The sequence below is a fragment of the Erythrobacter insulae genome, assembly GCF_007004095.1.
Taxonomy (GTDB): domain Bacteria; phylum Pseudomonadota; class Alphaproteobacteria; order Sphingomonadales; family Sphingomonadaceae; genus Erythrobacter; species Erythrobacter insulae.
In genome coordinates this window covers 814342-840030 of record NZ_VHJK01000001.1, presented here as the reverse complement: position 1 = coordinate 840030, position 25689 = coordinate 814342, and the positions used below count along the sequence as shown (strand labels likewise).

23 protein-coding genes are annotated in these 25689 nt (G+C 58.8%); 10 read left to right on the top strand and 13 right to left on the bottom strand.

The annotated features are described in order from the left end of the window. Positions 1–55 precede the first annotated feature (55 nt). Positions 56–964 carry a hydroxymethylglutaryl-CoA lyase gene (locus FGU71_RS04020; protein WP_142787363.1) on the bottom strand — a complete coding sequence of 303 codons (909 nt, stop codon included), beginning with the start codon at positions 962–964 and terminating at the stop codon, positions 56–58. Between the two features lie 183 nt (positions 965–1147). Between FGU71_RS04020 and FGU71_RS04015 the strand changes: the two genes are divergently transcribed. Further along, complete coding sequence (locus FGU71_RS04015) at positions 1148–2329, top strand: CaiB/BaiF CoA transferase family protein (protein ID WP_142787362.1); 1182 nt, start codon at positions 1148–1150, stop codon at positions 2327–2329. Between the two features lie 4 nt (positions 2330–2333). Here the strand turns inward: FGU71_RS04015 and FGU71_RS04010 are convergent, their stop codons facing one another. Then, positions 2334–2993 (bottom strand): GntR family transcriptional regulator, encoded by a 660-nt coding sequence (locus tag FGU71_RS04010; RefSeq protein WP_142787361.1) that lies wholly within the window; start codon positions 2991–2993, stop codon positions 2334–2336. A 209-nt stretch (positions 2994–3202) separates the two neighbouring features. On the opposite strand from FGU71_RS04010, the gene FGU71_RS04005 reads away from it, so the two are divergent. Further along, a complete protein-coding gene (locus tag FGU71_RS04005) occupies positions 3203–5734 on the top strand; it encodes a TonB-dependent receptor (protein WP_142787360.1) in 2532 nt (843 codons plus the stop codon). 12 nt (positions 5735–5746) lie between these two features. After that, the gene (locus tag FGU71_RS04000; RefSeq protein ID WP_142787359.1) at positions 5747–6391 is read left to right on the top strand and encodes an isochorismatase family protein; all 645 of its coding nucleotides are present in this window, start codon (positions 5747–5749) and stop codon (positions 6389–6391) included. Here FGU71_RS04000 and mtnP read toward each other — a convergent pair. Together mtnP and FGU71_RS03990 are read right to left on the bottom strand one after the other, a co-directional pair. Continuing rightward, entirely contained in the window at positions 6388–7254 is an 867-nt protein-coding gene (gene mtnP / locus FGU71_RS03995; protein WP_142787358.1) for an S-methyl-5'-thioadenosine phosphorylase, read from the bottom strand. The genes FGU71_RS04000 and mtnP overlap by 4 nt on opposite strands. A 41-nt stretch (positions 7255–7295) precedes the next feature. Then, the gene (locus tag FGU71_RS03990) at positions 7296–8000 is read right to left on the bottom strand and encodes a glutathione S-transferase family protein (RefSeq protein WP_142787357.1); all 705 of its coding nucleotides are present in this window, start codon (positions 7998–8000) and stop codon (positions 7296–7298) included. A gap of 176 nt (positions 8001–8176) precedes the next feature. On the opposite strand from FGU71_RS03990, the gene FGU71_RS03985 reads away from it, so the two are divergent. From FGU71_RS03985 to FGU71_RS03975, 3 genes are read left to right on the top strand one after another with little or no spacing between them, the layout of a single operon-like run. Beyond that, positions 8177–9604 carry an aldehyde dehydrogenase family protein gene (locus tag FGU71_RS03985; RefSeq protein ID WP_142787356.1) on the top strand — a complete coding sequence of 476 codons (1428 nt, stop codon included), beginning with the start codon at positions 8177–8179 and terminating at the stop codon, positions 9602–9604. A gap of 6 nt (positions 9605–9610) precedes the next feature. Further along, positions 9611–10972 (top strand): phosphotransferase family protein, encoded by a 1362-nt coding sequence (locus tag FGU71_RS03980; RefSeq protein WP_142787355.1) that lies wholly within the window; start codon positions 9611–9613, stop codon positions 10970–10972. A gap of 3 nt (positions 10973–10975) precedes the next feature. Beyond that, a complete protein-coding gene (locus FGU71_RS03975; protein WP_142787354.1) occupies positions 10976–12262 on the top strand; it encodes an acyl-CoA dehydrogenase family protein in 1287 nt (428 codons plus the stop codon). On the opposite strand, the gene FGU71_RS03970 is transcribed toward FGU71_RS03975, so the two are convergent. After that, a complete protein-coding gene (locus tag FGU71_RS03970; protein WP_142787353.1) occupies positions 12259–13599 on the bottom strand; it encodes an APC family permease in 1341 nt (446 codons plus the stop codon). The two genes, FGU71_RS03975 and FGU71_RS03970, sit on opposite strands and share 4 nt — an antisense overlap. 113 nt (positions 13600–13712) lie before the next feature. Between FGU71_RS03970 and FGU71_RS03965 the strand changes: the two genes are divergently transcribed. Next, positions 13713–16940: an amidohydrolase family protein gene (locus FGU71_RS03965; protein WP_142787352.1), complete on the top strand. Its 3228-nt coding sequence runs from the start codon at positions 13713–13715 to the stop codon at positions 16938–16940. A gap of 1 nt (position 16941) precedes the next feature. On the opposite strand, the gene FGU71_RS03960 is transcribed toward FGU71_RS03965, so the two are convergent. From FGU71_RS03960 to FGU71_RS03935, 6 genes are all read right to left on the bottom strand, one after another. Further along, complete coding sequence (locus FGU71_RS03960; RefSeq protein ID WP_142787351.1) at positions 16942–17682, bottom strand: sigma-70 family RNA polymerase sigma factor; 741 nt, start codon at positions 17680–17682, stop codon at positions 16942–16944. Next, positions 17679–19799 (bottom strand): flagellar biosynthesis protein FlhA, encoded by a 2121-nt coding sequence (locus FGU71_RS03955; RefSeq protein WP_142788970.1) that lies wholly within the window; start codon positions 19797–19799, stop codon positions 17679–17681. Before FGU71_RS03955 ends, FGU71_RS03960 begins: the two co-directional genes overlap by 4 nt. Positions 19800–19876: 77 nt before the next feature. After that, the gene (locus tag FGU71_RS03950; protein ID WP_234035633.1) at positions 19877–20941 is read right to left on the bottom strand and encodes a transglycosylase SLT domain-containing protein; all 1065 of its coding nucleotides are present in this window, start codon (positions 20939–20941) and stop codon (positions 19877–19879) included. Between the two features lie 91 nt (positions 20942–21032). Then, the gene (locus tag FGU71_RS03945; protein WP_142787350.1) at positions 21033–21347 is read right to left on the bottom strand and encodes a flagellar protein FlgN; all 315 of its coding nucleotides are present in this window, start codon (positions 21345–21347) and stop codon (positions 21033–21035) included. Then, the gene (locus FGU71_RS03940; RefSeq protein WP_142787349.1) at positions 21344–21643 is read right to left on the bottom strand and encodes a flagellar biosynthesis anti-sigma factor FlgM; all 300 of its coding nucleotides are present in this window, start codon (positions 21641–21643) and stop codon (positions 21344–21346) included. The genes FGU71_RS03945 and FGU71_RS03940 overlap by 4 nt, the downstream gene beginning before the upstream one ends. A 73-nt stretch (positions 21644–21716) precedes the next feature. Next, positions 21717–22250 (bottom strand): flagella basal body P-ring formation protein FlgA, encoded by a 534-nt coding sequence (locus FGU71_RS03935; RefSeq protein WP_234035632.1) that lies wholly within the window; start codon positions 22248–22250, stop codon positions 21717–21719. A 213-nt stretch (positions 22251–22463) separates the two neighbouring features. Here FGU71_RS03935 and FGU71_RS03930 point away from each other — a divergent pair, with 213 nt between their 5' ends. Continuing rightward, the gene (locus FGU71_RS03930) at positions 22464–23564 is read left to right on the top strand and encodes a GGDEF domain-containing protein (protein ID WP_142787348.1); all 1101 of its coding nucleotides are present in this window, start codon (positions 22464–22466) and stop codon (positions 23562–23564) included. Here FGU71_RS03930 and FGU71_RS03925 read toward each other — a convergent pair. Continuing rightward, positions 23561–23983, bottom strand: a complete 423-nt coding sequence (locus tag FGU71_RS03925) for a hypothetical protein (protein ID WP_142787347.1) — start codon at positions 23981–23983, stop codon at positions 23561–23563. The two genes, FGU71_RS03930 and FGU71_RS03925, sit on opposite strands and share 4 nt — an antisense overlap. Then, the gene (locus FGU71_RS03920; protein ID WP_142787346.1) at positions 23980–24663 is read right to left on the bottom strand and encodes a MotA/TolQ/ExbB proton channel family protein; all 684 of its coding nucleotides are present in this window, start codon (positions 24661–24663) and stop codon (positions 23980–23982) included. The genes FGU71_RS03925 and FGU71_RS03920 overlap by 4 nt, the downstream gene beginning before the upstream one ends. A 252-nt stretch (positions 24664–24915) precedes the next feature. Between FGU71_RS03920 and flgB the strand changes: the two genes are divergently transcribed. Further along, positions 24916–25275, top strand: a complete 360-nt coding sequence (gene flgB / locus FGU71_RS03915; protein WP_142787345.1) for a flagellar basal body rod protein FlgB — start codon at positions 24916–24918, stop codon at positions 25273–25275. Next, entirely contained in the window at positions 25272–25688 is a 417-nt protein-coding gene (gene flgC, locus FGU71_RS03910) for a flagellar basal body rod protein FlgC (protein ID WP_234035631.1), read from the top strand. The genes flgB and flgC overlap by 4 nt, the downstream gene beginning before the upstream one ends. Position 25689: the final 1 nt, after the last annotated feature.

Here is a 25689-nt window from a genome sequence, read left to right as displayed (position 1 = left end):
GGTTTGTGCGGCCCCGATCGCGTTTTGTGCGATAGTGTGCGATCAGAGGCGCAAATCATGCAGCCCGCGCCACGCGCGAGGGTAATTCTCTACCAAGTGTGTGTGCGAAACCCCGATTGGCAGCGATTGCCGCATCGAGATTGATCCCGGTCGCAACACCTGAACGCTCCATCATGTAGATAAGGTCCTCAGTCGCGATGTTTCCTGTCGCTTTTGGCGCAAACGGGCATCCGCCCAGCCCGCCAAGAGAGGCATCGAAACTGCGCACACCGGCTTTATAAGCAGACCATGCATTAGCAATGCCGGTGCCGCGCGTATCATGGAAATGACAGCGCATCGGGATACGCCCGTCGAGCAATTCTGACAGGCGACCGAACAGGTCCTCGACCTGCGCCGGAACGCCGACCCCGATCGTATCGGCAAGCGCGATCTCTTCCGGGCTCTCGGCGGCCATTTCTTCGGCAATAGCCAGGATCGTCTCCGGTTTCACTTCGCCTTCGAATGGACACCCGAACGCGGCGCTGATCGTCACCTGCACGCGCAGGCCCTCGGCTTTGGCGAAACGGATCATGTCGCGGTTTTCCGCGATCCCTTCCGCGATGGTTTGGCCCTGATTTTTCTGACCGAACGTATCGCTGGCGACCAGAACGCAACCGGCCTGATCGATCCCGCGCTTTCCGCCTTCGCGCGTGGCGAGGCCGCGCATCACGCCGCGTTTGTTCAATGTCAGACCTATGTAAGTCACATCTTTGCGGTCAGGCAATCCGGCGATCACGTCTTCGGCATCGGCCATTTGCGGAACGCGTTTCGGGTGGACAAAACTGGCGATCTCAAGCCGCCGCGCGCCATAATCGATCATCCGCTCGATCAGCGCGAGCTTATCGGACGTGCCGATAATATCCGGCTCGTTCTGGAGCCCGTCACGCGGGCCAACTTCAACCAGTTCGATGCTTTCTTGCGCCATGGGGAATCGCTTGCTGTGAGTTGACGTGTGGGGGGACTGATACGCAAATTGTATACAAAAGCAAATTGTCTCGTTATAGGCCCGGTCCTACTCGCGGTCGTCTCTGCGCCTTTGTGTCACCTTGTGTTGCGTTGGGTGCGTTTGAGTTCCGCAGGCCCAGTTACCGAATCGAAAGGCGTAAAAATGGCTCAGGGTGCTCTTGAAGGATTGCGGCTGATTGAGATGGGGCAGCTAATTGCGGGCCCGTTTTGCGGACAGTTGATGGCGGATCACGGCGCCGAAGTTATCAAGGTAGAGCCGCCGAAAGTCGGCGATGCCATGCGCAATTGGGGACAGGGCATCCCGCTGTGGTTTTCTGTCGTTGCCCGCAACAAGAAATCCATCACGCTGAATTTGCGCGAAAAGGAAGGGCAGGAAATTGTCCGCAAACTCGCTGCAAAGGCCGATTTTCTGCTCGAGAATTTCCGTCCGGGCACGCTTGAAAAATGGAATCTCGGCTGGGATGAACTCCATGCGCTGAACGAAGCGCTGATCATGATCCGCGTGTCGGGCTATGGCCAATCCGGACCCTATTCCAGCCGCGCGGGCTATGGCGGCATTGGCGAGGCGATGGGCGGGATGCGGTATATTGCCGGTGAGCCGGACCGCCCGCCAAGCCGTGCGGGCCTGTCGATCGGGGATTCGCTGGCGGCGACCTATGCGTGCCTTGGCGCGTTGATGGCGCTTAATCACCGGCACAATACGGGCAAGGGCCAAGTCGTCGATTCCGCGATTTATGAAGCGGTGCTGGCGATGATGGAATCGACCGTGCCGGAATACACCGTGGCCAATCATATTCGCGAACGCACAGGCTCGATCCTGCCCAAGGTCGCGCCCTCGAATGTCTACCCGACAAAGGACGGCAGCGTGCTGGTTGCGGGCAATCAGGACAGCGTCTGGAAACGGATGGCGACGATGATGGGTCAGCCCGAGCTGGGCGATGATCCGCGCTACAATTCGCACATGGCGCGCGGCGAGCGCCAGACCGAGCTGGACGATCTGATCGGTGAATGGACCAAGACCTATACCAGCAAGGAAGTGCTTGATCTATGTGAGCAGCACGGTGTTCCGGCGGGTAATATGTACCGCGCGCCAGAGATGCTGGAAGATCCGCATTTTGCCGCGCGCGAGGCCATTATCGCGGTCCCGCATCCGCGCCACGAAAACTTTAAAATGCAAAATGTCGCGCCGCGTCTGTCGGAAACGCCGGGCCATGTCGATTGGGTTGGCCCCGATCTGGGTCAGCACAACGAAGAGATATTCGGCGAGTTGCTCGGCATGGATTCGCGCACGATGAGCGACCTCATCGAGCGGGGCATTATCTAACGCCTTATTCGGCGGCTTCGGCGCGGGTTTCTGCGGCGTCTGCGAACGTGTGAAAAGCGCGGCGAAGGTGGCTTGCCATCACGGCTTCGGCCCAGCTGGCATCGCGGGCGCGAAAGGCCGCGATCAGCTCGTCATGGTCACGCGCCGACTGTTTAAGATCCGCAACAGAATATTGCCGCGCCGTGCTTAGAACGACTGGCTGTTCGACCAGCATTGCCAGGATTTGGCCAAGGCGCGGTGAATGCGCGGCATCGGTGATGATCCCGTGAAACAGCCGGTTCGCATCAAGAAACCGGACAATATCGGGCGGCGCTTGCTCGACTGCTTCATGCAGCTGTTTATTCACCTCTTCCAGCCGATCTATCTCATCGCTTTCCAGCCTGCTTGCCGCGCGGCTGGCGGCGTGGCCTTCAAGCATTTGGCGCAGGGTGAACATTTCATCGATGTCATCGCGCGACCAATCGGCGACGAAAATCCGTTTTGACGGGCTGCGCACCAACAACATCTCGGTTTCGAGACGGCGCATTGCTTCGCGTACCGGAGTGCGGCTGACCCCGGTGATTTCGGCAAACTGTTCTTCGGTTACCTGATCGCCAGGGCGCGCATCCCCGGCGAGCAAAAAGCTCCGGATTTTCGAATAGGCAAGGTCGGAAGCGCGGGTCATTTTAAAAGGAACCTAACGGGACACAAAAGGGCAAAGGGCAACTCAAGCGGTGGTGGGAAGGATAAAGTGTCACCCAGAATCACCATGTCGCCTGTTCTATCGCTGCAATTTGCTCTGACTACCAATTATGCTTGACGCAGGCAAATTGTATACAATAGAGGCCTTGAGGGATCGCTGATTAACAGGACGAGTTCAGGGAGTCCGAACCCATGAGTATTCTAAAATCCGTATTGGCCGCTGGTGTTGCAACCGGGGCTGTCCTTGTCGCTAACCCGGCCATGGCACAACAAGCCGAAGCAGGCGCGACTGAAAATGACAGTCAGAATGATAACGCCATTATCGTTACCGCGCGTCGTCAGTCCGAAACGCTGGGCGAGGTTCCAAGTTCGGTGACGGTGTTCACCGCTGACGCTATCCAGAAAACAGGGATCGAGCGCGCTGATGAATTCGTTCAGCTGACGCCGGGCGTCACCATTGTGACAGGCACCGCGGAGGCGGGCGATACCCAGATCAACATTCGCGGCATTAACGGCGCGCGCGATGCAGAAAGCTCCGTTGCGCTGGTCGTTGATGGAATTCTCAAAACCAACACCGCGCAATTGAACCAGGATCAAGGCACACTGCGCCAGATCGAAATCCTGAAAGGCCCGCAAGGCGCGCTTTACGGACGTAACGCTGCGGCGGGCGCGATCGTGATCCAGACGCTCAAGCCTTCGGATTTTCTTGAAGGCGGCATTCAGGTGTCGGCTGCGGAAGACAACACTTACGCCGCCAGCGGTTATATCTCGACACCGGTTGGCGAAAATGCCGGTCTGGTCCTGTCGGGCAATTACCGCACGACCGACGGTTTCTTCTTCAACAGCTTCCTGAACGACAATGTCGTTGATGATCAGGAAACGTGGTCGGTCGATGGTCGGTTCGTTGCCGATCTGGGCGCCCGCACAGAGATTGATATCAAAGCGCGTTACGCCGATCTCAAAGGCGCATCGATCAATTACAATACCTCGTTCCACCTGCCGAATTTTGCCGCATTCAACCCGGCATTTTTCGAAGACGTGAATGATCATCCGTTCGATTTTTACGGCAATATCCGCCCCGTCAACGAACAGCAGACTTTCGAAGTTTCAGCCAAGATCGAGCATGAATTCGATGCTGTCACGCTGACCGCTTGGGCGCTGTATAGTGACGTGGACCAATTGCTGGTGGCTGATGGCACATCGGCTGACTTTGCCCGTTTCACATTTCCAACCGGAACGCAGGCCGCCGCAGATGCATCTGCCGCGTGTTTCCAGTCCACTGCAAATCTAACCGGTTTCCCGCTTAACCAGCCGACCTTTATCGGTACATCGCCTGTACCGTTTATCTTCGATCCGGCGAACGGTTCGACTTTCGGCGGGTTTAGCCCGACGACGTGTGATGGCACTCAGCTGCAAACACGCCAGCAAAGCGATATCAGCGGCGAAATCCGCCTCGCTTCAAACACCGACAGTCCGCTGCAATGGCAGGTTGGCGCGTATTATCTGCATATCGACCGCGAAACCGGTGTCAGCCTGGGTGCCGATCTGGGGCAGGGCGTCTCGCGCGAGCTGTTTAACGGGCCGAATTCGTTCAACCCGACGACCCAGCTTTATAATGATGACTTTTCGACCGACGTATATGCGGCGTTTTTCGCGCTCGATTACGAAGTGACTGACCGGTTTGAAATCGGCGTTGCTGGCCGGTACGATATCGAAGATCGCTCGGTCAGCAGCCTTGTTCCCACGGCCATCGATCCATTCAGCGCAACTGGCGGTCCGATCAATCCGGGTCAGGCGTTTGGCGCGATCCCGGATCAGGCGGAATCGTTTCAGCAATTCCAGCCCAAGATTTCGCTGCGTTACGAAGTTGCCGATGATCTGAACCTCTATGCCAACTGGGGCATCGGATTTAAGTCCGGCGGTTTCAACAATCAGGGCTCGGCCGCGATTGTGGATCAGGCGTTCAACCAGTTTATCGGCACCAATGTTCTGATCGAGGATGTCTATGACAAAGAGACATCGAGCGCATTCGAAGCCGGTTTTAAGGGTGAATTGGCCAATGGCCGTCTGACCTTCGACATTGCGGGTTACTACACCGAAATCGACGATATGCAGTTCTTCGAATTTTTCGTTGGTGCATTCGGCCTGCTGCGGGTGGTTTCCAACATTGACGAAGTCGAAGTGTACGGGGCGGAAGCCAACGTGAACTTTGAACTGATCCCCGGCTGGGATATCTTTGGCGCAGTCAACGTGACCGAAAGCGAAATCCTCGCCAATGCGTCACGGCCAAGCACAGTCGGCAACAAATCGCCTTACACATCGGATTACACGATCAATATCGGCACACAGATCGTCGCGCCTTTGGCGGACACATTCGATCTGTTGCTACGCGCCGATTATCGCATCACCGGCCCGACCTGGTTCCACACGGTGCAAGATGACACGTCACCGACGCTGTTTTCCGGTCTGCTGCCGGGATCGACCGTCGCCCTGCCGGCCATCTTTGGCCAAGCAGATTATTCGGTGACCCAGCGCGAAGCGTTTGGTGTGCTTGATCTGCGGGTCGGATTGGAAGGGGACCGCTGGCGCGTTACCGCGTTTGCGGATAACCTGCTCGATCGCAATTATCTCAATGAGGTTATTCCGGCGATTGAATTTGGCGGATCGTTCATTTCGCCCGGCGGACGCCAACGCTTTGGTGTGGAAGTCGGCTACGATTTTTAAAGGAGCCCTCGGGTGAGCAAAAGTGAAGATGCACAAAGCAATTATGCAGGCGTCTTCGAGGGCAGGATAGGGTTCGGGCAGCGCCCGGCCCTTATCCTCATCGACTTTGTCGAGGCCTATTTTGCACCCGATAGCCCATTATTCGCCGATGTTCAGCCGGCGCTTGATGCGGCGATTGGGCTGCGGGATGCAGCGCGGGCCGCCGGTGTGCCGGTGATCTATACAAATGTCGTATACCACCCTTCGATGCGTGATGGCGGGCGTTTCGCTCAGAAAATCGGCGCATTGGCGAGCTTTGCGAAGGGAAACCCGCTGGGAAACTGGCCTGCCGGGCTTGAGCCGCGCGCAGACGAGCTGATCATATCCAAGCAATATGCCAGCTGCTTTTTCGGCACCTCGCTGGCATCGACCCTGGCGGCCAATGGGCATGACAGTTTGATCATAACCGGGCTTTCGACCAGCGGATGTGTGCGGGCGACATGCGTGGATGCTTGTCAGCACGGCTTCATTCCGATCGTCGTGGAAGAAGCCGTGGGGGACCGGCACGCCGATGTGCACCGGGCCAATCTGTTCGATATGAACGCCAAATACGGCGATGTCGTCAGCCTGGCCGAAGCCCGCGCTCACTTTGCCGAAATCGGCGGGGCCAAAGGCTAGTTCAGCAGCCGGCTCGCGACCGCATCCAATCTGGCAAGAGCCGCAGGATCGTGTTCCTCGGGCGCGGTGATCACGGCATCGTCCAGCGCGAAATCTATGGGCGAGGGTTCTCGTTTCGCAGGCAAATCAGCGATGAATCTGGCGACCATATCGCGGGCCAATTCGCCATTGGCTTGCATTTGCGCGACGACTTGCGCCACGTCCACGCTTTCGCCTTCGCGCCAGCAATCGTAATCGGTGGTCATCCCGACGAGCGCATAAGGCAGCTCAGCCTCGCGGGCGAGTTTTGCTTCGGGCATGGCGGTCATCCCGATCACATCGGCGCCCCATTGGCGGTACATCAGGCTTTCCGCGCGAGTTGAAAATTGCGGCCCTTCCATTGCCAGATATGTTGCGCGCACGGCGACTTTGCCTTTGCACGCGGCGATCGCTTTGGCTGCCATATCGGACAGGCGCGGACAAACCGGATCGGCCATCGAAACATGTGTCACAAAACCGCTGCCGAAAAAGGTGTTCTCGCGGCGCGAGGTGCGGTCAATAAACTGCTCGACCACGGCAAAACGCCCCGGTTCGATCTGCTCGCGCAAGGAGCCAATCGCCGACATGGCCAGAATATCTGTGCAGCCTGCGCGTTTCAACGCATCGATATTGGCGCGGCTGTTCAGATCGCTCGGGCTTATCGGATGGCCGCGTCCATGGCGCGGCAAAAACCGCACTTTGACGTCTTCGATAGAGCCGCACAGCACCTCATCAGACGGATCGCCCCACGGCGTTTCAATCGCGATCCATTGTTCGTCTTTAAGGCCTTCGATATTGTAAAGGCCCGATCCGCCGATGATCCCGATGCACCATTCGCTCGCCATATATGCGCGCCCCGCTTTTGCTTGATTTAACGCACGCTGCCTTAGGTCAGGTCAAAGCGATCGGGCAAGGTCTTGCGAATGAAGCCATCCGCTTTTGCAAACGGCCCCGCGATCGAAGGGCGCGCCGATATGCGTGCAAAATGCGCCTGCAATGCCGGGAAATCATCCAGCGGCATATGCGCGACCAGCGCGATCTGCATCAACACCGCAGCAACCGAGATATCGGCAATAGACAGCGCGCCGCCCGCGAAATAATCTTCGCCGTCCAGCGCGCCATCCAGATAACCGAGGATTGCGGGCAGGTCTTCGGCCCAAGCCGCGCGCGCTTTTGCCAGATCGGGATCCTTGCCCTGCATTGCGTTGAAAAAGATCGGGCGGAAAATGCCAAGCCCGCAGGCCGCGGCCAAATGCGTATCGGCGTATTCTTCGATAAACAGCGCGCGGCCATAGGCAAAGGCATCGGCCGGATACAGCGTGGGGGAGGGATGCTTTTTCTCGATATAGCCGCAGATCGCCGAACTATCGGCTATCGTACCGCCCACGCCTTCCGCCGCGATTGATCGGTCACGCAGAACCGGAATGCGTTTCATCGGTGAGATGTCACGAAACCATTGCGGCGGATTGAACACGTCGACCGGTTCGATATCAACGGTGACATCCTTTTCAAGACAGACCGCCACAGCTTTGCGAACGAAGGGCGAAACAGGGCTGCCATAAAGCACAAGATCAGCGGCGGTATCGGTCATATCGGTCTCCTCTTTCACCTCTGCATAAAGCGCGAGTTGCAAAGCGCAACTGGTTGGCGCTACGCTCTGTCGCAAGGCGGGCGCTGAACGCAGCATTCGCGATTGATTTTTGCGCATGAAGGTCCACCTTCAGATGCAAGAGACATTTCCAATATGGATTCGAGAGAGGAATCAAAATGGTCACACAGTACAAGAACCTCATCAACGGTAAGTTGGTTGATAACGGCGAGTGGCTCGACGTTATCAATCCCGCAACCGAACAAGTGATCGGCCAGGTCCCGGCATGCGGAGCGAGCGAGCTGGACAGCGCGGTCGCCGCCGCGCGCGCCGCGTTCAAGACGTGGAAGAATACTCCGATTGATGAACGCCGTGCCGCGATCATGGCGATTTCCGGCGCGATCAAGGAAAACGCAGACGAGCTTTTCCGTCTGTTGACTGCCGAGCAGGGCAAACCGCATGCCCAGGCCAAAGGCGAAATCTTTGGCGCGGCAGGAATTTCTGCTGCGCAATCCACGCTCGATCTGGAAGAAGAGATCATTCAGGACGACGAAACCCGCCTGCATCGTCACCGCCGCGTACCGGTGGGCGTGGTCGGCGGCATTGTGCCGTGGAATTTCCCGGTCATGATGGCCATCCAGAAGATCGTTCCGGCTATGCTTTCGGGCTGCACGATTGTCCTGAAACCATCGCCCTACACCCCGCTGACAACGCTGCGCATTGCCGAATTGATTGCGGACAAGGTGCCGGCGGGCGTGGTGAACATTATCACTGGCGAAGACAGCCTCGGCCCGCTGATCACGCAGCATCCCGATATTGATAAGATCACCTTCACCGGTTCGACCGCGACGGGTAAGAAAATCATGGAAGGCGCCAGTGCCGATCTGAAACGGATCACGCTGGAGCTGGGCGGAAACGATGCGTCCATCGTATTGCCCGATGCCGATCCGAAAAAGGTTGCCGAGCAATTGTTCTGGTCAAGTTTCCAGAATGCAGGCCAAGTCTGCATCGCGGCCAAGCGGGTGTATATCCACGAAGACATCTATGACGAGCTGTCGCAGGCGATCGCCGATTTTGCCAAGACGGTAACGGTCGGTGACGGAAGCGAGCAGGGTACCGGCGTTGGCCCGATCCAGAACAAGAAACAGTATGAGCGCGTGCTTGAGCTGATCGAAGATGCGAAAGACAATGGCTACAAATTCCTGACCGGCGGCGACCAGGACCCTTCTGGTACCGGTTATTTCGTGCCGCTGACCATCCTCGATAACCCGCCCGAAGACGCGCGGATCGTGGCGGAGGAACAGTTTGGCCCGGTCATGCCATTGATGAAATTCTCCACCGAGGAAGAAGTCATCGCGCGCGCCAATGCGTCCGAATACGGGCTGGCCGGTGCTGTGTGGACCGGCGACACCGAGAAAGGCGTCGCAATTGCCGAGCAGCTCGAAACCGGCACGGTGTGGATCAATGAATTCATGCACCTGTCACCCTTCGCGCCATTTGGCGGCCACAAGCAATCGGGCTTTGGCGCTGAATACGGCAAAGAAGGCTTGAAAGAGTTCACCTATCCTCAGGTGATCACAGTGAAGAGGGACAATATCGTCGCGTAAGCCCTCATGGGTGATGCAACACTTGATACTCTGACGAAAGGGCTGGCTCGGGCAATGTCCCGGGCCGGCCTTTCGCCTGTTTCGGACCTGACACGTCTGACCGGCGGGGCCACGATGGAAAGCTGGCATTTCACCTGCGGTGAAGAGGCTTTCGTATTGCGCCGCGCGCCCAGCCTTAAATTTATGCAAGACCGCCCGTTCGGCCACGATGTCGAAGCAGCGATCATTCGCGCCGCCCATGCAAAAGGCGTTACCGCGCCCGAAGTGATCGTAGAGCTTCTGCCGGAGGACGGCATCGGCAGCGGGTTTGTCATGCGCGCTTTGCCGGGCACGCCAAACCCCAAGCTGATCCTTGAAATGGAAGAACCGGACCGGTTGCTGTCCGAATGCGCGGCCAATCTAGCCCGGATTCACTCACTGGGCCGCGAAGATGTGCCCGCTGCTGTACCGGTGATGGATTACCGGGCTGCCATTGCTGATCTCAAAGCACAATTCGAAGATGCTGGCGGAGATCGTCCGATCATCGCTTTGGGCCTAAAGTGGATGGAGGACAATTGCCCCGAGCCGGTCGAACCGGTGCTGATCCATGGCGATTATCGCATGGGCAACATCCTTGTCGATGATGGCTGGCTTACCGGAGTGCTCGATTGGGAGCTTGCGCATTTCGGTGACTATCATGAAGACTTGGCGTTCGGCTGCATGGCGGTGTGGCGGTTCCATCGGTATGACCGAAGCGCGCTGGGGTTGAGCGATCTTGAAACGTATTTCGACGCTTACGAGGCCAATGGCGGGCGCAAAGTGGACCGCGCACGGTTCCGCTATTGGCTGATCCACCGCACCGTGTGGTGGGCGCTCGGGTGCTTGCGCATGGCGCAAATCTGGCGCAGCGGCGAGGACCGGATGCTCGAACGCGTGGTGATTTCGCGTCGGACCAGCGAGCAGGAACTCGACTTGCTGATGCTGCTGGAGGAGGATGCGCCGGAGGAGGAGCGGGCGCGGCCTTTCGATCCACAATTTGTGTTCGATGAAGAACCCGGAGAAGCTTCGGGCGATGAGATCGCGCTCGCTATTTCCGAGTGGCTGACAACGATCAAAGACAAACTCGAAGGCCATGATCGCTTCCAACTGGCGGTCGCCCGCAATGCGCTGGGGATTTTGCAAAGAGAAGGGAAGAGCCTCCCCGACATCATGGATCGCCGCCGGTGCGACGCCATTTTTGCAGGAGAAGAGAACCTCGCTACGCCTGAGCTGTTAAGGCGGTTGAGGCAGATGGCGTTCGATAAACTGACAGTGGATGTACCCCGATATCCGGCGCTTAAGGCGGCGACGGCAAATTGGCCGATGCGGCACTTCAATTCTGAGGAATAACCGATGGACTTTGCAATTCCCGCCGACTTGGCTGCATACCTCGACGAACTCGATGCCTTTATCGAAGCCGAGATCAAACCGCTGGAGCAGCAGGACGACAACATTCGTTTCTTCGACCATCGCCGCGAATATGCGCGCACAGACTTTGAAGCGGGCGGCCTGCCGCGTGAGGAGTGGGAAGCGCTGCTGCGCGAAGCCACCGTGCGAGCAGACAAGGCCGGCCATTGGCGCTTCTCCGCGCCCAAGCAATATGGCGGCAAGGACGGATCAAACCTCTGGATGGCGGTGATCCGCGAGCACTTTGCGAGGAAGGGTCTGGGCCTCCACAACGACCTTCAGAACGAGCACTCTATCGTCGGCAACTTCCCCTTCGTCGCCATGTTCGACCAGTGGGGCACTGAAGAGCAGAAGCGCGAATTCATCACCGGCGGCTTTGAACGCACGCGCCGCGTCGCCTTTGGCCTGACCGAACCCGATCACGGCTCTGATGCCACCCATATGGAAACGACCGCCGTGCGCGAAACCCGCGACGGGGTGGACGGCTGGCGGATCGACGGGGAGAAGATGTGGATCACCGGCATGCATGTCGCGACGCATTGCGCGATGTTTGCGCGCACTTCCGGCGATGCGGGACAGGCCAGCGGGATCACCTGTTTCCTCGTCCCCAACCCCGCCGAAGGCCTCAAGATCGAGGAATGGATGTGGACCTTCAACATGCCGACCGATCACCCGCGCCTGTCCGTTACCAATGTCTGGGTGCCCGACAGCGCGATCCTCGGTGTCGAGGGGCGCGGGCTGTCGCTGGCGCAAAGCTTCGTCCACCAGAACCGCATCCGCCAGGCGGCATCTAGCTGCGGCGCGGCGATGTTCTGCATTGATGAAAGCGTGAAATACGCGCGGCAGCGCAAGCCGTTTGGCGAACCGCTTTCCAAAAACCAGGCGATCCAGTTCCCGCTGGTCGAACTGGCGACACAGGCCGAAATGCTGCGCCTGCTGATCTTCAAGACCGCGTGGGAGATGGACAACATGCCGCACGAAGAGATTGAGCGGACCATCTCTGACAAGGTATCCATGTGCAATTACTGGGCGAACCGGCTGGTGTGCGAAGCCGCCGACCGCGCGATGCAGGTGCATGGCGGCATCGGCTATTCGCGCCACACTCCGTTCGAACACATATATCGCCACCACCGCCGTTACCGCATCACCGAAGGCAGCGAAGAGATCCAGATGCGCAAAGTGGGCGCGTATCTGTTTGGGTATCTGGGCCCGAAGAAGGGCACGTTCGGTTAGCTGCGACCCTCAGGCAAATCGATCCCGTCCTGCTTCACGGCGCTGGCTTTTGAAAGCCAATAGAGCGCCACCCCGATTGCGACCATAACGGCCATATAAAGCACCGAAGTTGCCTCCAATTGCGACATCAGCCAGACGATATAGCCGGTCGCGACGGGAACGATGATTGCCCAGCGGAAATCCATCGTCTCGCGCAGCCCCGCATCGCCTCGGCGCCACATGGTGACCAACGCAGCAATGACAGCGAGGAAGCCGAGCTGTTCGACACTGACAACAAGCACGGCGAGGATCTCGAAAGTGCCTGAAAGAGTGAGCGCGCCGACCACCGCACCGTAAGCCGCAATCGCGACCACCGGCGTTTTGAAGCGCGGTGAAACATAGGCGAACACGTGCGGCAACAGCCCCCTGCGGCCCATGCCATAGGCAAGACGCGGGATGAGGAAAAAGACGTTGATCTGGAACGTCGCGATCGAGAAAATTGCAGCCAGACTGATCATCAGACTGCCTGTTGGCCCAAGCAATTTCTCACCCATCGCCGCAAGCGGAATATCGACCGCCGTCGGATCGGGTGCGGTCGCGGAATAGGCGAGTTGCACCAGAGCATAGAAGATCGCGACACCCCCCAGATTGAGCATCAAGGCGCGCATCATGGTCTTGCGCGGTTCCTTTGCCTCGCCCGCCGCATAAACGGCAACATCGCATCCCGAAAAGGCAAATGCGAGCAGCAGCGCAACCGATTCGAAACTGCTGAAGGTCGGCAGGCTGACCTCGGTCGGCACGCCGTTTTGCGCAAAGCCGATCACGACCAGCAAGACTATCGGTGCGAGTTTAAGGACTGTTCCCACAGCAATCGCCCCGATCGAGCGTGCTGCACCGCTGATGCTGATCGCCATGAACAGCACAACCAGCACAGCCATCGTGATCATGCGAATGGCCGGATCTTCGAAGAACGGGAAGATCGCAGAAAGGTAAGAGACAAGCACATGAAAGTTGGCGGCGGCCCCGGCCATGTTGGTAGCGAGCGAGAACCACCCGACCTGAAATCCGATCGCCGGACCGAACGCATGCTCGGTATAAAGCTGCGCCCCGCCGGATTGCCGGAATATCGTGGAAAGCTTGGCCACGACCAACAGCACGCTACCATACAGGCAGGCGAAAAGCAGGATCGCGACAGGCGAAAACGATCCCGCTGCGGCGAAAAGCAGAGCCGGCAAGGCGAAGATGCCTGACCCCACCACTCCGTTAAGGCTGGTCAGGATCGCTCCGCCAAGCCCCACCACGCGCGGTGGTTTTTGATCGTATGAAATTGCCTGTTCCCCCCAGATTGGAACGCGCACCCATTGCTGTTCAAAAGCAAACGGCGTCTGGTGTCAATTCGATGCGATGAATGCGCCCCCTAGCAATATCGTTTCGTGCCGCTACTCTCCGCGCCAACCCAGGGAGACTTTATATGCGCCATTTCACCGCCACCCTTCTCGCAGGCTCGATGCTTGCAGTTCCGTCACTCGCGATTGCGCAGGATGATGACGATAAGGGCTGGGACATTTCGGCACCCAAGGGCGCAACCATCGAGCAGGTTGCGATTGAAACCGACGAAGGCACGTGGATGGATGTCGATGTGGCCCCTGATGGCCGCACCCTCGCGTTCACCATGCTCGGCGATATTTACACCATGCCGATTGCCGGCGGCACGCCGACACGCATTGCCGAAGGTTTGGCCTGGGATGTTCACCCGCGCTGGTCACCCGATGGATCGCGCATCGCCTTTACCTCGGATCGCGGTGGCGGCGACAATATCTGGGTGATGAACCGTGACGGATCTGACAAACGGCAGGTCACCAAGGAAGATTTCCGCCTGCTTAATCAGCCAACATGGTCGCCCGACGGGCGGTTTATTGCTGCGAAAAAGCATTTCACAACGCAGCGTTCTGCCGGAACCGGGGAAATCTGGATGTACCATGTTTCCGGCGGGGGCGGGGTCCAGATTGTGGAGCGCGCCAATGAAGCGCAACAAAAAGAGCTGGGCGAGCCCATCTTCGCGCCCGATGGCAAGGCGATCTATTACACTCGCAACACGACGCCGGGTAACACTTTTATCTATGCGCAGGACAGCCAGACCGGCATTTTCGCGATTGAGAAACATGATCTGGAGACCGGCGAGGTCACGACCGCTGTTGACGGGTATGGCGGCGCGGTGCGACCGGCGCCTTCGCCCGATGGCAAGGAAATCGCCTTTGTTCGCCGGGACAAGGATCAGAGCATGTTGTGGGTCAAGGATCTGGCCTCTGGCAAAGAGCGGATGATCTACGATGCGCTTGATCTGGACCTGCAAGAGACATGGGCGGTGTACGGCGTATACCCCAATATGGATTGGACCCCGAACAGCGCGGCAATCGTTTTCTGGGCGGGCGGAAAGCTCAACCGGATCAATCGCGACGGAACCGGTTTTGCGACCATTCCGTTCAGCATTTCTGACACGCGCGGCATTGCCGATGCCCCGCATCCCGAAATCGACGTGGCACCTGATCGCTTTACCACCAGCATGGCAAAATTCGGCACGCTGTCGCCCGATGGCAGCCGTCTGGTGTTTGAAAGTCTCGGCAAGCTCTACACCAAATCGGCGCGGGGCAAGGATGCGCCGCGCCCGTTAACCGGCGATTCCAGCGATGCGGTTGAGGCGTTTCCTGCCTATAGCCGCGACGGTTCGCAGATCACTTATGTCAAATGGACGGATGAGGGGCTGGGCCAGATTATGGTCGCCAGCGCCAATGGCCAGAATGCTCGCGCGATAAGCACAATGCCGGGCCATTATGGCAACCCGGTATTCTCGCCCGATGGCAGGATGATTGCGTTTGAAAAACGCTCTGGCGGGTATCTTACCGCTCCCGAATATTCGGAAAACACCGGAATTTATGTGATGCCGGTGGGCGGCGGAGAAGCCAAACGTGTGAGCCGCAGCGGCAGCACGCCGCAATTCGCTGCATCAAACGACCGTATTTTCATGAACACATTTGGCGGGGGCAAATTGTCGCTGGTGTCGGCAAATCTGGATGGAGAGGCCCAGCGCACCCATGCGCGCGGCGATCTTGCGAATGATTTCCGAATTGCACCGGACGGGCAGACTGTGGCGTTCCGGCAAAATTATGAAGTGTTCGCCATGCCTCTTATCCCCGGCGGCAAACCGGTGGATGTCAGCGAAAAAGGCGGCTCTTTGCCTGTGACCAAGGTTAGCTCTGGCGGGGCGGACTATATTGGTTGGTCACGCGGCGGGCAGACGCTGTTCTGGTCAATGGGTCCGCAATTGCAGAGCGCGCAGGTTGCCGACTTCTTCCGCAATGCGCCCAAGGGCGATGACGAAGAACAAGGCTACAGCCCTCCTGAGACGGGCATTTCGATGGCGGTCACCGTCAATGCCGATAAACCGAGCGCGGTCGTGGCCATCACCGGCGCACGGATCCTGACCATGGCCGCCGGGCTGGGAGACGAAGACGCCGGCGTGATCGAAAACGGTGTCATCGTAATCGAAGGCGACCGGATTAAAGCCATTGGCCCGGCCAGCGACATTTCCGTGCCAAGCGGCGCTGTAACTGTCGATGCGAGCGGCAAGACGATCATGCCGGGTCTGGTCGATGCGCATGCGCACGGCCCATATGGCACCGGCGATTTGGTGCCTCAGCAAAACTGGGCTTTGCTGCAGGATCTGGCGATGGGCGTGACCACCATTCACAACCCCTCGAGCCAGGCGAGTCAGGTATTCGCGGCGGCTGAACGGCAGATGGCAGGCACTTTGCTTGGTCCGCGGATCTTTTCTACCGGAGAGATTATCTACGGGGCAAAATCGCCTAGCGTCTATGCGCGCGTGGATAGCTATGAAGATGCACTCGCGCATGTCCGCCGGATCAAGGCGCAAGGCGGCATTTCGGTCAAGAATTACAACCAGCCGCGCCGCGAACAGCGCCAGATGGTTGCCCGCGCCGCAGCAGCGGAAGATATGCTGGTCGTGGCAGAGGGCGGGTCTTTGTTCGGGATGGACATGAACCTGATTGCGGATGGCAATTCCACCGTTGAGCACAATGTCCCCGGTGATGTGTTCTACGAGGATGTGCTGCAATTCTTCGGGCAGTCCAATTCGAACTATACGCCCACTTTGACGGTGACATATGGGGGCCTTGCGGGCGATCCGTATTGGCGTCAGGCGACCGATGTATTCGACAACCCGTTGATGGTTCACACGCCGCCAAAACAGCTGCTGGCAGCGACTGGCCGCCGGACCAAGGCGCCGGACTGGGCGTTTGTTGATGATAATGCCGCCCGGGAAGCGCGCAAAATCGCCCAACGCGGAGTAAAGGTTTCTATCGGTGCACATGGCCAGCAACCTGGCATTGCAGCGCATTGGGAGTTGTGGAGCTTTGCACGCGGAGGGATGACCGCTGTCGAGGCATTGAAAGCGGGCACGATTTCATCCGCGCAATCGCTGGGCATGGACAAGCATATTGGTTCTTTGGAGGCCGGCAAGCTGGCCGATCTGGTGGTCCTGACCAAAGATCCCAGCGAGAACATTCGCAATTCCGATTCCATCGAAAGCGTGATGATTGGCGGCCGGATGTATGATGCCAAAACCATGAACGAAGTCGCCACGGGTACCGCGAAACGCCGCGCCTATTGGTGGGAAGACTGATTTAACCGGTTTCCTCCCGTTCCATCAGCGCGCGCAAATCCTTTAACGCTTTTGCGCGCAGCTGATGGACGCGGGGGACCGAAACCTCCAGAATTTGGGCGATTTCGGTTAGGTTCATTTCTTCGACAAAAAACAATTGCAGCACCAGCTTTGCCCGGTCGGACATTTCAGTCATGGCCCGGATCAACCTTTCGCGGTCTTCGATCCCGGCAAGGACATCGAACGGGTCTGGCCCCTCGCTGGCAAAGGCCGTGTTGCTTTCATCATATTCATCGCTGATTGAAGATACGCTGATACCGCTTGCTTCGATTTCCAGCAGTTCACCATCGCTTATATGCATGGCTTTGGCGATTTCGGCGCGGCTTGGTTCGCGCAGCAATTCACCGCGCAACTGATCCATGGTCTGATGATAGGCGCTGCGTTTTTTTCGCGCGGTCCGGCTGTCGTGCATGAGCTTGCGAATCTGATCGAGCATCGCCCCGCGCACGCGGATCTTGGCATAGGCGGCAAACCCGTCCTCGCCCGGGCCGTTATGGCGCTGCGCACATTCGGTTAGCGCAACAATGCCGGCCTGGATCAAGTCTTCGACTTCGAGGCCTTCGCGGCCCGCGCCATAGATGTGCCACGCTGCGCGGCGCACAAGCGGAAGGAACCGCCGCACGCGGTCTTCCACTTCGGCGCGCGAGATATTGCTATAGGCCGCCTGACGGGGCGCGGCAAAGGCATGGGGTTCGTGTTTCATCGACCCGGCTCCTGTTGTTCAAATTCAGATTGTTCGCCGGTCAGCGCGGGCGTTGGAATAGGCGCGGGCGTTGGCGTGGATGTAGGCACGGGTGCGGGCGCGGGATCGGTCTGGCCGATGACGCCGACCACCTCGACAGGCTGCGTCGCGGGCAATTCATGGATGGATAGAACCTGACAGTTGCGCGCGCGCGTACGCAGCAATACGGCCAGCGATCGGCGCGCGGGCGGCTGCACGATCAACGCAATCGGGCCGCCATTTTCTTCGATCATTTCATTGATCCGCCGAACGATCATCGCGCCGCAATCCGGTTCGATCAAAGGGTGCCCAGTTGCCGGATCTGGCATTCCGCCGAGGATGGCGGCTTCCAGTCCGGCATCCAGCGTGGCCACTTTTAACGGGTCACCAGGCTGACAAATGCGCGCAACCAGCCGCGCGCCCAGATCGCTGCGCACGGCATCGATCAATGCTTCGAAATCCTGATTGGACTGAAGCGCCAGTGCGAGGCTCGTAAAGATTGGCTGCGGATGGGACAGGCTGATCCCGTCCGCGATCAAAGCCCGCAAAATGCGGGTCATCGCAGCCAGAGAAAGCGGATCGGGATGCACGGCATCAATCAGCGCAGGAACCCGGTCTTTCAGATTATCAAGCAGTTCGCGCACTTCCACCGGCCCGAGCAGTTCTGGCGCTTGTGCCAGCAGAACCTGATTGGCGTGGGTCGCGATGACTGTGCTGGGGTCAACCGTCAGAAAGCCTTCCGCGACGCTGTGATCGCGCAGTGATGGATCAATCCATAAAGCGGGACAGTCAAAACTGGGATCGCGGGTTGCTTCGCCCGTCAGCCCGTGGCCGCTGCGCACATCGCCGGTATCAATCGCAAGCAATTTGCCAGCTTTCGCGATGCTTCTGGCGATGCATACGCCGCCCAGCGACACCGAATAATCCTGCGCCCCCAAATCAAGCGAGTCGCGGATTCGGAATTGCGGCAGGACAAAGCCGAGATCGCGGCTCAATTGCTTGCGGATACCGGTAATCCGGGTCAGCAGCGGGGCATCTTTTGCTTTATCAACCAGATGGACAAGGCCGTAGCCGAGCTCAATCGTGACCAGAGTTTGATCGCTGACATCCGCCATTTCGATCCGTTCGGGCGGGGCTTCCTCGATGATCGGCGATTGTTCAACCGGGCGCGCTGCCCGCTGCCTCAGCATCCACCAGAGCGCGCCGGCAATGGCGGCGGCGGGGAAGAAGATAAGCTGCGGCATCGCCGGGACCAGACCGATGGATAGCAAGATCAACGCCACTGCCAGCCACCCGCGAGGATCGGCAAATTGTCCGCCAATCTGTCCCGAAAGGTCGCGGCTGTCCGACACCCGTGTCACAATCGCTGCGGCGGCAATCGACAACAGCAAAGCGGGGACCTGTGCGACCAGCGCATCGCCCACTGCCAAAGTGATATACATCTCGCCCGCTTCGGCGGCGGAGAGACCGTGGGTGATCATCCCAAGTGCAAATCCGGCGATTATATTCACGCCCAGGATCAGCAAGGCGGCGATTGCATCGCCTTTTACAAATTTCGAAGCCCCGTCCATCGAGCCGTAAAAATCGGCTTCGACGGTTACCTGCGATCGGCGCGCGCGCGCATCCTCGGCGGTGATCAGGCCTGCTGCGATATCGGCGTCGATTGCCATTTGTTTACCTGGCAACGCATCGAGCACAAATCGCGCCGAGACTTCGGAAACGCGGCCAGCCCCCTTGGTGATCACGATCATGTTGATAATCAGCAGGATCGCGAACACGAACAGGCCGACTGCAAAATTGCCGCCGACAAGGAATTGCCCAAAGCTCTCGATGATCTCTCCGGCGGCGGCTCCGCCTTCGTGGCCGTTGACCAGAACGATCCGCGTTGATGCGACATTGAGAGCAAGCCTGAGCAGGGTTGCGAACAAGAGGACCGACGGAAACGAAGAGAAATCCAGCGGTTCGCGCGCGTTCAATGCTGTCATCAATACCGCGACCGTAATTGCGATATTGAGCACAAAGAACACGTCGAGCAGCATTGTCGGAATGGGCATCACCATCAGCACGAACAGCGCGAAGATGCCAACGGGCAGCGCCATCGCCGCAGGGGCAGCCCGCACGCGGTCCAGCCATGACAACGGGCCATCAGGCCGCGTGCCGTTTACAGACGGCGCGTTCACAGCCCAAACGCCTTAAGCTGGGTATACGCGCGCTGGATGCGTTGAGAGGCCTCGGGACTGGTCATGCCGGTTCCCGAGGCGAAACTGGCGTTTAATATCGCTGACATGGATGGCCTGCTTGTCCTCGCTTGTGCGCGAAGGTCATCGGAGCGCAGATTTGGTGCTTGGCCCATGGAGAAGCGGGCGCGGTTTCGGCCTGAGATGGCGGGCGGATCGGCGGGGCCGAACACCGTTTCATCAGCGATGATATATGGCGGACGCGCGGCGGCGGGTCCGGCGACGGTTGCCTCGGACAAATTGGCCTGTTTCATGGCCCGTTCCAGCTTGCCGGAAAGGACATTCATCACGCTTTGCAGGCTGCGGGGACTGCCGCTGCGTTCAAAAAAGATCGGGCGGTTGGCGGCTGCTGGCCGTGGGAACAGGTTTGCCGCTTTCTGATCGGGATTCTGGGCCATCGCGGACAGGAATTTGCTGGCCCCGCCTGCGCCCATGAAGTGCGCGAGATACAATTCGCTGCTGTCAGGCTCCCTGCCCAGAACAGGTTTGAGATGCGCGCGATTGTCCTCGGCCAGTCCTGCCGCCATGAACGATGCAATTTGCGGATCATTGCGCAAGGCAAGGATGGCGCTGCGATCGGCGGGATCGGAGACGTAAGCCGCCCCGCTCGAGGTGGCTGTGATGCGAGATGCGATATCGCCCAGGCCAAAGCGCGTGCCGTGCCGTTTTACCGTGCCAAGCCATGTGCTTTCGATGAATTGATACAGGCCGGTCGCGCTCGATGTGCTTGCCTTGGCAGCCGGGTCCATTGCGGATTCGACCTGTGCCTGCGCCACGAGATACCCGAAATCGACATCGGTTTGACGCGCGGCATTGGCAATCGCTTGTTCAATCGCAGCCGGCGCGCTGGCGGGCGCGCTTGAGAGCACGCTTGCAGGCATGCCGGGTTGCGGGTTGATAGCAGGGTTGAATGGCCGCTCTGGCAGCGCGCGTTCGCTGTGCCTGCGAGCGGCGATTTCAAAGCCCTGCCGAATGGGGCCTGTAGAATAGATCGGCTGGTTCATTGCATCATTGCCTTGGCTGGACCGCGCCGCGTATTCGGCGCCTATGTTCCAGTGCAAAGCAACAGCCGTGCCAGCTTTGGTTAACGGCGCATCATGCGTGCGCGAAGGTGGCCTGACGATGGGTTCCCGGCCTGCCGCTCAGCGCGTCAATCCGCGCAGCAACATTGGCGGCAAGCAGGTTGCGAACCCGGCGATTGACGGCGTTCAGCTGCCGCGCAGTCTCCGCCAGAGTGCGTGTCTCGTTGTCCAGCGCATCGGGGGCAACCGGTGAAAGGGCTTCACACAGGGCCTCCTTGTCGCGGGCTGTGCACACCAGCTCATCGGCATCGAGCGAGGCAAGTGCTTGCCGCTCGCGTTCGAGAACGGCAATCATTTGCCGCAAATTGCCGCTTAGATCATGGGTCATCGGACAGTTTCCAGACTGATCTGGGCCGCGATCATTGCATCTGCGATCTGGGTCGGGACAAGCGGGTAATTGCCCTTTTCAAGCGCCGTTCTGATTTCTGCCACGCGTTCATTGTTGATCGGCGGCTGTGCTGCATCAATGGACGCGCCGACTTCCAGCTTAACGCCCGCATCCACTTTGGCTGCGGTATTGACAGCGGTCTGGGCGGTGCGCGCATCAATCTGCGCGCGGTCGCCGCCCGATACGGTGCGCGGGGCGGCGATGCCTTGCAATTTGCTCACTTCGATAGAGGGCATTTTCAGTCTCCCGGTGGAATTCTAAATACCAGAACGGCGCAGGCTCATCCTGTTTAAGGGTGAGCGCGCAAATTTAATATGACGGTATGATCACCAGTCCGGGGCGTTCGATCCGCGCGCGTACCGGTGATGCTTTCAAGGCGGTGCGAACGCCAATCCAATCGCCAACAGAACCATTCTCCATCGCTTCGCCGGTTCGCTGCACGGTAAAACCGCGCCCGCGCACCACCACAGTCAACGGATCGCCGCGCTTCACCATTCGGGCCTTTGCCTCGATTGCCGGCGCAGACTTTGTCGCAATGAACACATGCCAACCGCCCGCATCGGGGCAATCAACGCGCACGGTAGACTCCCGCTGTCCGTGCCACCGCGCTGTTAAAGGAGCGGTGCAATCCGCCAGTTTAAGCCGCCGGTCTGCGGGCCCGCGGGCGCCGCCGATCTCGCCGATCTGTGCGCCGGTAAAGCTGGATACAGCCCGGTCGATCTCCTGCGGATCGGTAAAACCGGCGGCGGTGCCTGATGCGGCCCCGATAGCTGGCGTCCAGAGCGGCAGGAACATAATGGCCGCGATGGGAGCAAAGCCCAGATAACCAAACGTAAAACGCATAACAGTCTCCTTGCAAAGTATGGGCGCCAAGTGTGCCGGCGCTCATCGATGCAAAGGTAACAGCAAGCCTTGTGCCAATTTCTCCAGAGGGCGCAGGCTAGGTGTGTTCCCGTGCCGCTTTGCAGCGAGGAATTAAATCTGATTGCATAATGCAGCGCGGCAATCTGAACAGATCATACGAGGTCGGAGCGGCGCTGCCGCCTTTGAAATGCCATGAATTATCATTCCAATCCGGAACAATTGTCGGGTAAAAATGGGAAAGACGCCGTGCTGTCGCCCGGTGATGGGCAATTTCCGCCAACGCGCCAGCGACAGGCTCGGCGAGATCTGCTTGAAAGGATTTCGGTCTTTGCGACGCGGCACGATCTGGAAGTCACCAGCGTCAATCTGGCGATTATCTGCAGCGCGCTTTCGGGATCAAACGGCGAGCTGGCAGAGGCTTTTGCCGCCCGCGAAATGTCGGGGGATCCGATAGATCAGCGCTGGCTGGATACAGTAATGCGGCTTGATCCGGAAACCAATGCCCGCATGAAAGAGCTAGAAAAACTCGTCGATAAGCTCGAATATTCATTGATCCGCTTTTCGCAATCCGCCCGGTCTGCTCAAAGCGAAACGAACGATCACCGCGAAGCGTTGGATGAACATATCGATGCGATTTCACGCGCAGGGGACCGGCTGCAAAATCAAGCCGAGTTTGAACGGGTCATCGCGTTATCGCGTTCCATGCTTGAACGGATCGAGCAAGCCGAACAAGCGATGGAGCGCAGCCAGGCAGAATCCGATCAGCTGCGCCAGAATCTTGCCCAAGCGCGGATGGAGGCCGATGTCGATCATCTGACCCGCCTGCCCAATCGCCGCGCGTTTGAACGGCGCTTCAAATCGGCGAACGAGGAAGCGCGCAGCGCGGAAAAGCCGCTCTGCGTGGCGTTTTGCGATGTCGATAATTTCAAATCCATCAATGATAAACACGGCCACGATGCCGGTGACCGGGTTTTGTGCGCAATTGCCCACACCCTAAGCTCTAATGCGAGCGACGATTGTTTCGTATCGCGCCATGGCGGTGAAGAATTCGTGCTGCTGCTGTATGGCTTTGACAAAGACGCCGCATGGCGCAAGCTGGACGGGATCCGGCGGGCTCAGGCGGCCAAGACGCTGATGAACAGGGAAACGGGCAAGTCGTTTGGCAAGATTACCTTTTCTGCAGGGCTTGCCGAAGTGACCGAGGATGTCGACCCGCGCAGCGCCTTGATAAGGGCGGATGCCGCCCTTTACGAAGCAAAGGAAACGGGCCGGAACAAAGTCATCGCGGTCTAATCTGGCGCGCCGGGGGCGATCGTGCCGGGCCGCACATCATATCCCAGGCTGGCATAAAGATCAGGTGTGTCGCCAGCAGTCATGACGATCCGTACCGGAACATTCGCGGCTGTAGCCTGCGCGGCCAGCGCACGCGCCTCGGCCCAAAGATCTCCGCCTCGCGCCGCGGTGTAGCGTGCGTGAATAGTCAACGTCGCGCGCGCATCGGGCCTCTGGCCGCGCAGCCATTCGGTTATATCAGGGCCTCCGGCATCAGGTCGGAACAGCGCCTGCGAGGGCGCGAATTCAATATCGGTTGGCGCCTTTCGGCCTGAGGTCAGATCCGAAGAGCTCGCGAGCGAGGATAATGAGACAAGGAATAAAATCAGTGCCAGATCCGCGAGTACGATCTGCCACGTGCCATCCAATCGCCTGATCATGCGACTTCCCGGATAAGAGTGGAAGCTGGAGGCCGGGCCCGTTTTTTCCCGCCAATTTCGGCGTCGAACCAATCGAACAAAGCGTCGCGGATATCCTGCTCGCGCTGCCCGCGGCGCTCAACCGCCCGGCCCAGCGGGATGCAGACAAGGTGCGCGCTCAAAACCCCGTATAACGATGACAGGACCGCAGTGGAAATAGCGCCCAATGTCGCTTCGGTTGAGATCGTCTCTGCTGCCGGGGCGATCTGGGTGATCGCAAACAGCGTACCCACCAGACCGAAGACAGGAGCCAGTTCGCCGGCATATTCAAAGGTTCGCACCGCTTGTTCGCGCCGCATTTCGCGGGCCGTACGTGCGGCGCGGCGGGCGGTGTGCAGGGCTTCGCGCGATCCGCTGCGTAGATACGCTTCGGTCATACTTGCGATTGCGGGGTCAGGCGGCAGCTCTGTATCAGCGGCCAAAGGGCCTGCGCGCTCGATAGCTTGCAGGCACCGTGCAAGTGCGATCCGGTTTGCGTCTTCATCAAAACGCGCTGTGAGCAATCCGATGAGCGCCGATATCGCAATCCGCAGATCCGCGATCCCGCACCGGGCCAATGTCGCCAGCATGGTTCCTGCCAGGACAATGGTGAGCGCTCCGAAATCGATCAGCTGCATCCATCCGGTTTCCACTGCGCCCATCCCTTTCCTGCATCGTTTGCTGCAGCATAGAACGGCCAGACCTCAACGGCATTAAGCCACGATTTGCGGCAATTTGGGCAAAGTTTTGCCGGATAGCGGCAGCGCGCTGCCGAAAGCGCCCAAAGTAACCACGCTTCGCCCGCGTTGCCCGCCTGATCCACCGTAGGAACTGCGTTTGGCACGGCTCCTGCAAACCTTTCAGGCACATCCATCTGGCGCATTGCAATCGCCGGTTTGAGAAGGAGCCTTTTCGTGAGCGAGCAAATCTTTGGCATACATGGCGCCGCGTTGGAGCTGCGTTCGCGCCGCATGAACGTGCTGGCATCCAATATCGCCAATGCGGCGACCCCGGGATACAAAGCGCGCGATATAGATTTTGGCGCAGCTCTTAATGCCCGTCTTTCGCGGCACAGCGATGGCCTGCAATCCGGCGCCGATGGCGCCTCTCACATGGTCTATAAAGTTCCGACCATGGCGTCGCTTGACGGCAACACGGTTGAACTTGGCCGCGAACAGGTGGCCTTTGCCGAGAACGCCATGGCGTATTCTGCCACGCTCAGCTTCGTTCAAGGCAAGGTCAACACCATCACCCGCGCGCTGAAGGGTGAATGACCATGCCTGATACCAATCGTATGACGCTGTTTTCCATGACCGAGCGGGCGATGTCGGCGCAACTGGTCCGCATGAATGCGGCGACATCCAATCTTGCCAATGCGGGGTCTGTCGCCACCACCGAAGCCGATGCCTACCGGCCGATCAGAGTCCGGTTTGCCAGCGAGCTGGATCAGGCAACCGGGATTTCCGGAGTGCGCAGCGACGGGATTGTGCGCAGCGAAACCGCACCCACGAAACGATACGAGCCCAACCACCCACTCGCCGATGCGGACGGGCATGTTTGGGAAGCCCCCGTCGATGAAAGCGCCGAGATGATCGAGATCATGGAAAGCGCGCGCCAATACCAAAATCTGGTTCAGGCGCTGACAACAGCCAAACAGCTGATGCTGGAAACTCTCAGGAGCAATTGAC

Excerpts from the sequence above, each read along its gene's own strand:
- FGU71_RS04020 (WP_142787363.1), bottom strand. The coding sequence starts at position 964 with ATGGCGCAAGAAAGCATCGAACTGGTTGAAGTTGGCCCGCGTGACGGG.
- FGU71_RS04015 (WP_142787362.1), top strand. The coding sequence starts at position 1,148 with ATGGCTCAGGGTGCTCTTGAAGGATTGCGGCTGATTGAGATGGGGCAG.
- FGU71_RS04010 (WP_142787361.1), bottom strand. The coding sequence starts at position 2,993 with ATGACCCGCGCTTCCGACCTTGCCTATTCGAAAATCCGGAGCTTTTTG.
- FGU71_RS04005 (WP_142787360.1), top strand. The coding sequence starts at position 3,203 with ATGAGTATTCTAAAATCCGTATTGGCCGCTGGTGTTGCAACCGGGGCT.
- mtnP (WP_142787358.1), bottom strand. The coding sequence starts at position 7,254 with ATGGCGAGCGAATGGTGCATCGGGATCATCGGCGGATCGGGCCTTTAC.
- FGU71_RS03990 (WP_142787357.1), bottom strand. The coding sequence starts at position 8,000 with ATGACCGATACCGCCGCTGATCTTGTGCTTTATGGCAGCCCTGTTTCG.
- FGU71_RS03985 (WP_142787356.1), top strand. The coding sequence starts at position 8,177 with ATGGTCACACAGTACAAGAACCTCATCAACGGTAAGTTGGTTGATAAC.
- FGU71_RS03980 (WP_142787355.1), top strand. The coding sequence starts at position 9,611 with ATGGGTGATGCAACACTTGATACTCTGACGAAAGGGCTGGCTCGGGCA.
- FGU71_RS03975 (WP_142787354.1), top strand. The coding sequence starts at position 10,976 with ATGGACTTTGCAATTCCCGCCGACTTGGCTGCATACCTCGACGAACTC.
- FGU71_RS03965 (WP_142787352.1), top strand. The coding sequence starts at position 13,713 with ATGCGCCATTTCACCGCCACCCTTCTCGCAGGCTCGATGCTTGCAGTT.
- FGU71_RS03960 (WP_142787351.1), bottom strand. The coding sequence starts at position 17,682 with ATGAAACACGAACCCCATGCCTTTGCCGCGCCCCGTCAGGCGGCCTAT.
- FGU71_RS03955 (WP_142788970.1), bottom strand. The coding sequence starts at position 19,799 with ATGGCGCTGCCCGTTGGCATCTTCGCGCTGTTCGTGCTGATGGTGATG.
- FGU71_RS03950 (WP_234035633.1), bottom strand. The coding sequence starts at position 20,941 with ATGAACCAGCCGATCTATTCTACAGGCCCCATTCGGCAGGGCTTTGAA.
- FGU71_RS03945 (WP_142787350.1), bottom strand. The coding sequence starts at position 21,347 with ATGACCCATGATCTAAGCGGCAATTTGCGGCAAATGATTGCCGTTCTC.
- FGU71_RS03940 (WP_142787349.1), bottom strand. The coding sequence starts at position 21,643 with ATGCCCTCTATCGAAGTGAGCAAATTGCAAGGCATCGCCGCCCCGCGC.
- FGU71_RS03935 (WP_234035632.1), bottom strand. The coding sequence starts at position 22,250 with ATGCGTTTTACGTTTGGTTATCTGGGCTTTGCTCCCATCGCGGCCATT.
- FGU71_RS03930 (WP_142787348.1), top strand. The coding sequence starts at position 22,464 with ATGAATTATCATTCCAATCCGGAACAATTGTCGGGTAAAAATGGGAAA.
- FGU71_RS03925 (WP_142787347.1), bottom strand. The coding sequence starts at position 23,983 with ATGATCAGGCGATTGGATGGCACGTGGCAGATCGTACTCGCGGATCTG.
- FGU71_RS03920 (WP_142787346.1), bottom strand. The coding sequence starts at position 24,663 with ATGGGCGCAGTGGAAACCGGATGGATGCAGCTGATCGATTTCGGAGCG.
- flgC (WP_234035631.1), top strand. The coding sequence starts at position 25,272 with ATGACCATGCCTGATACCAATCGTATGACGCTGTTTTCCATGACCGAG.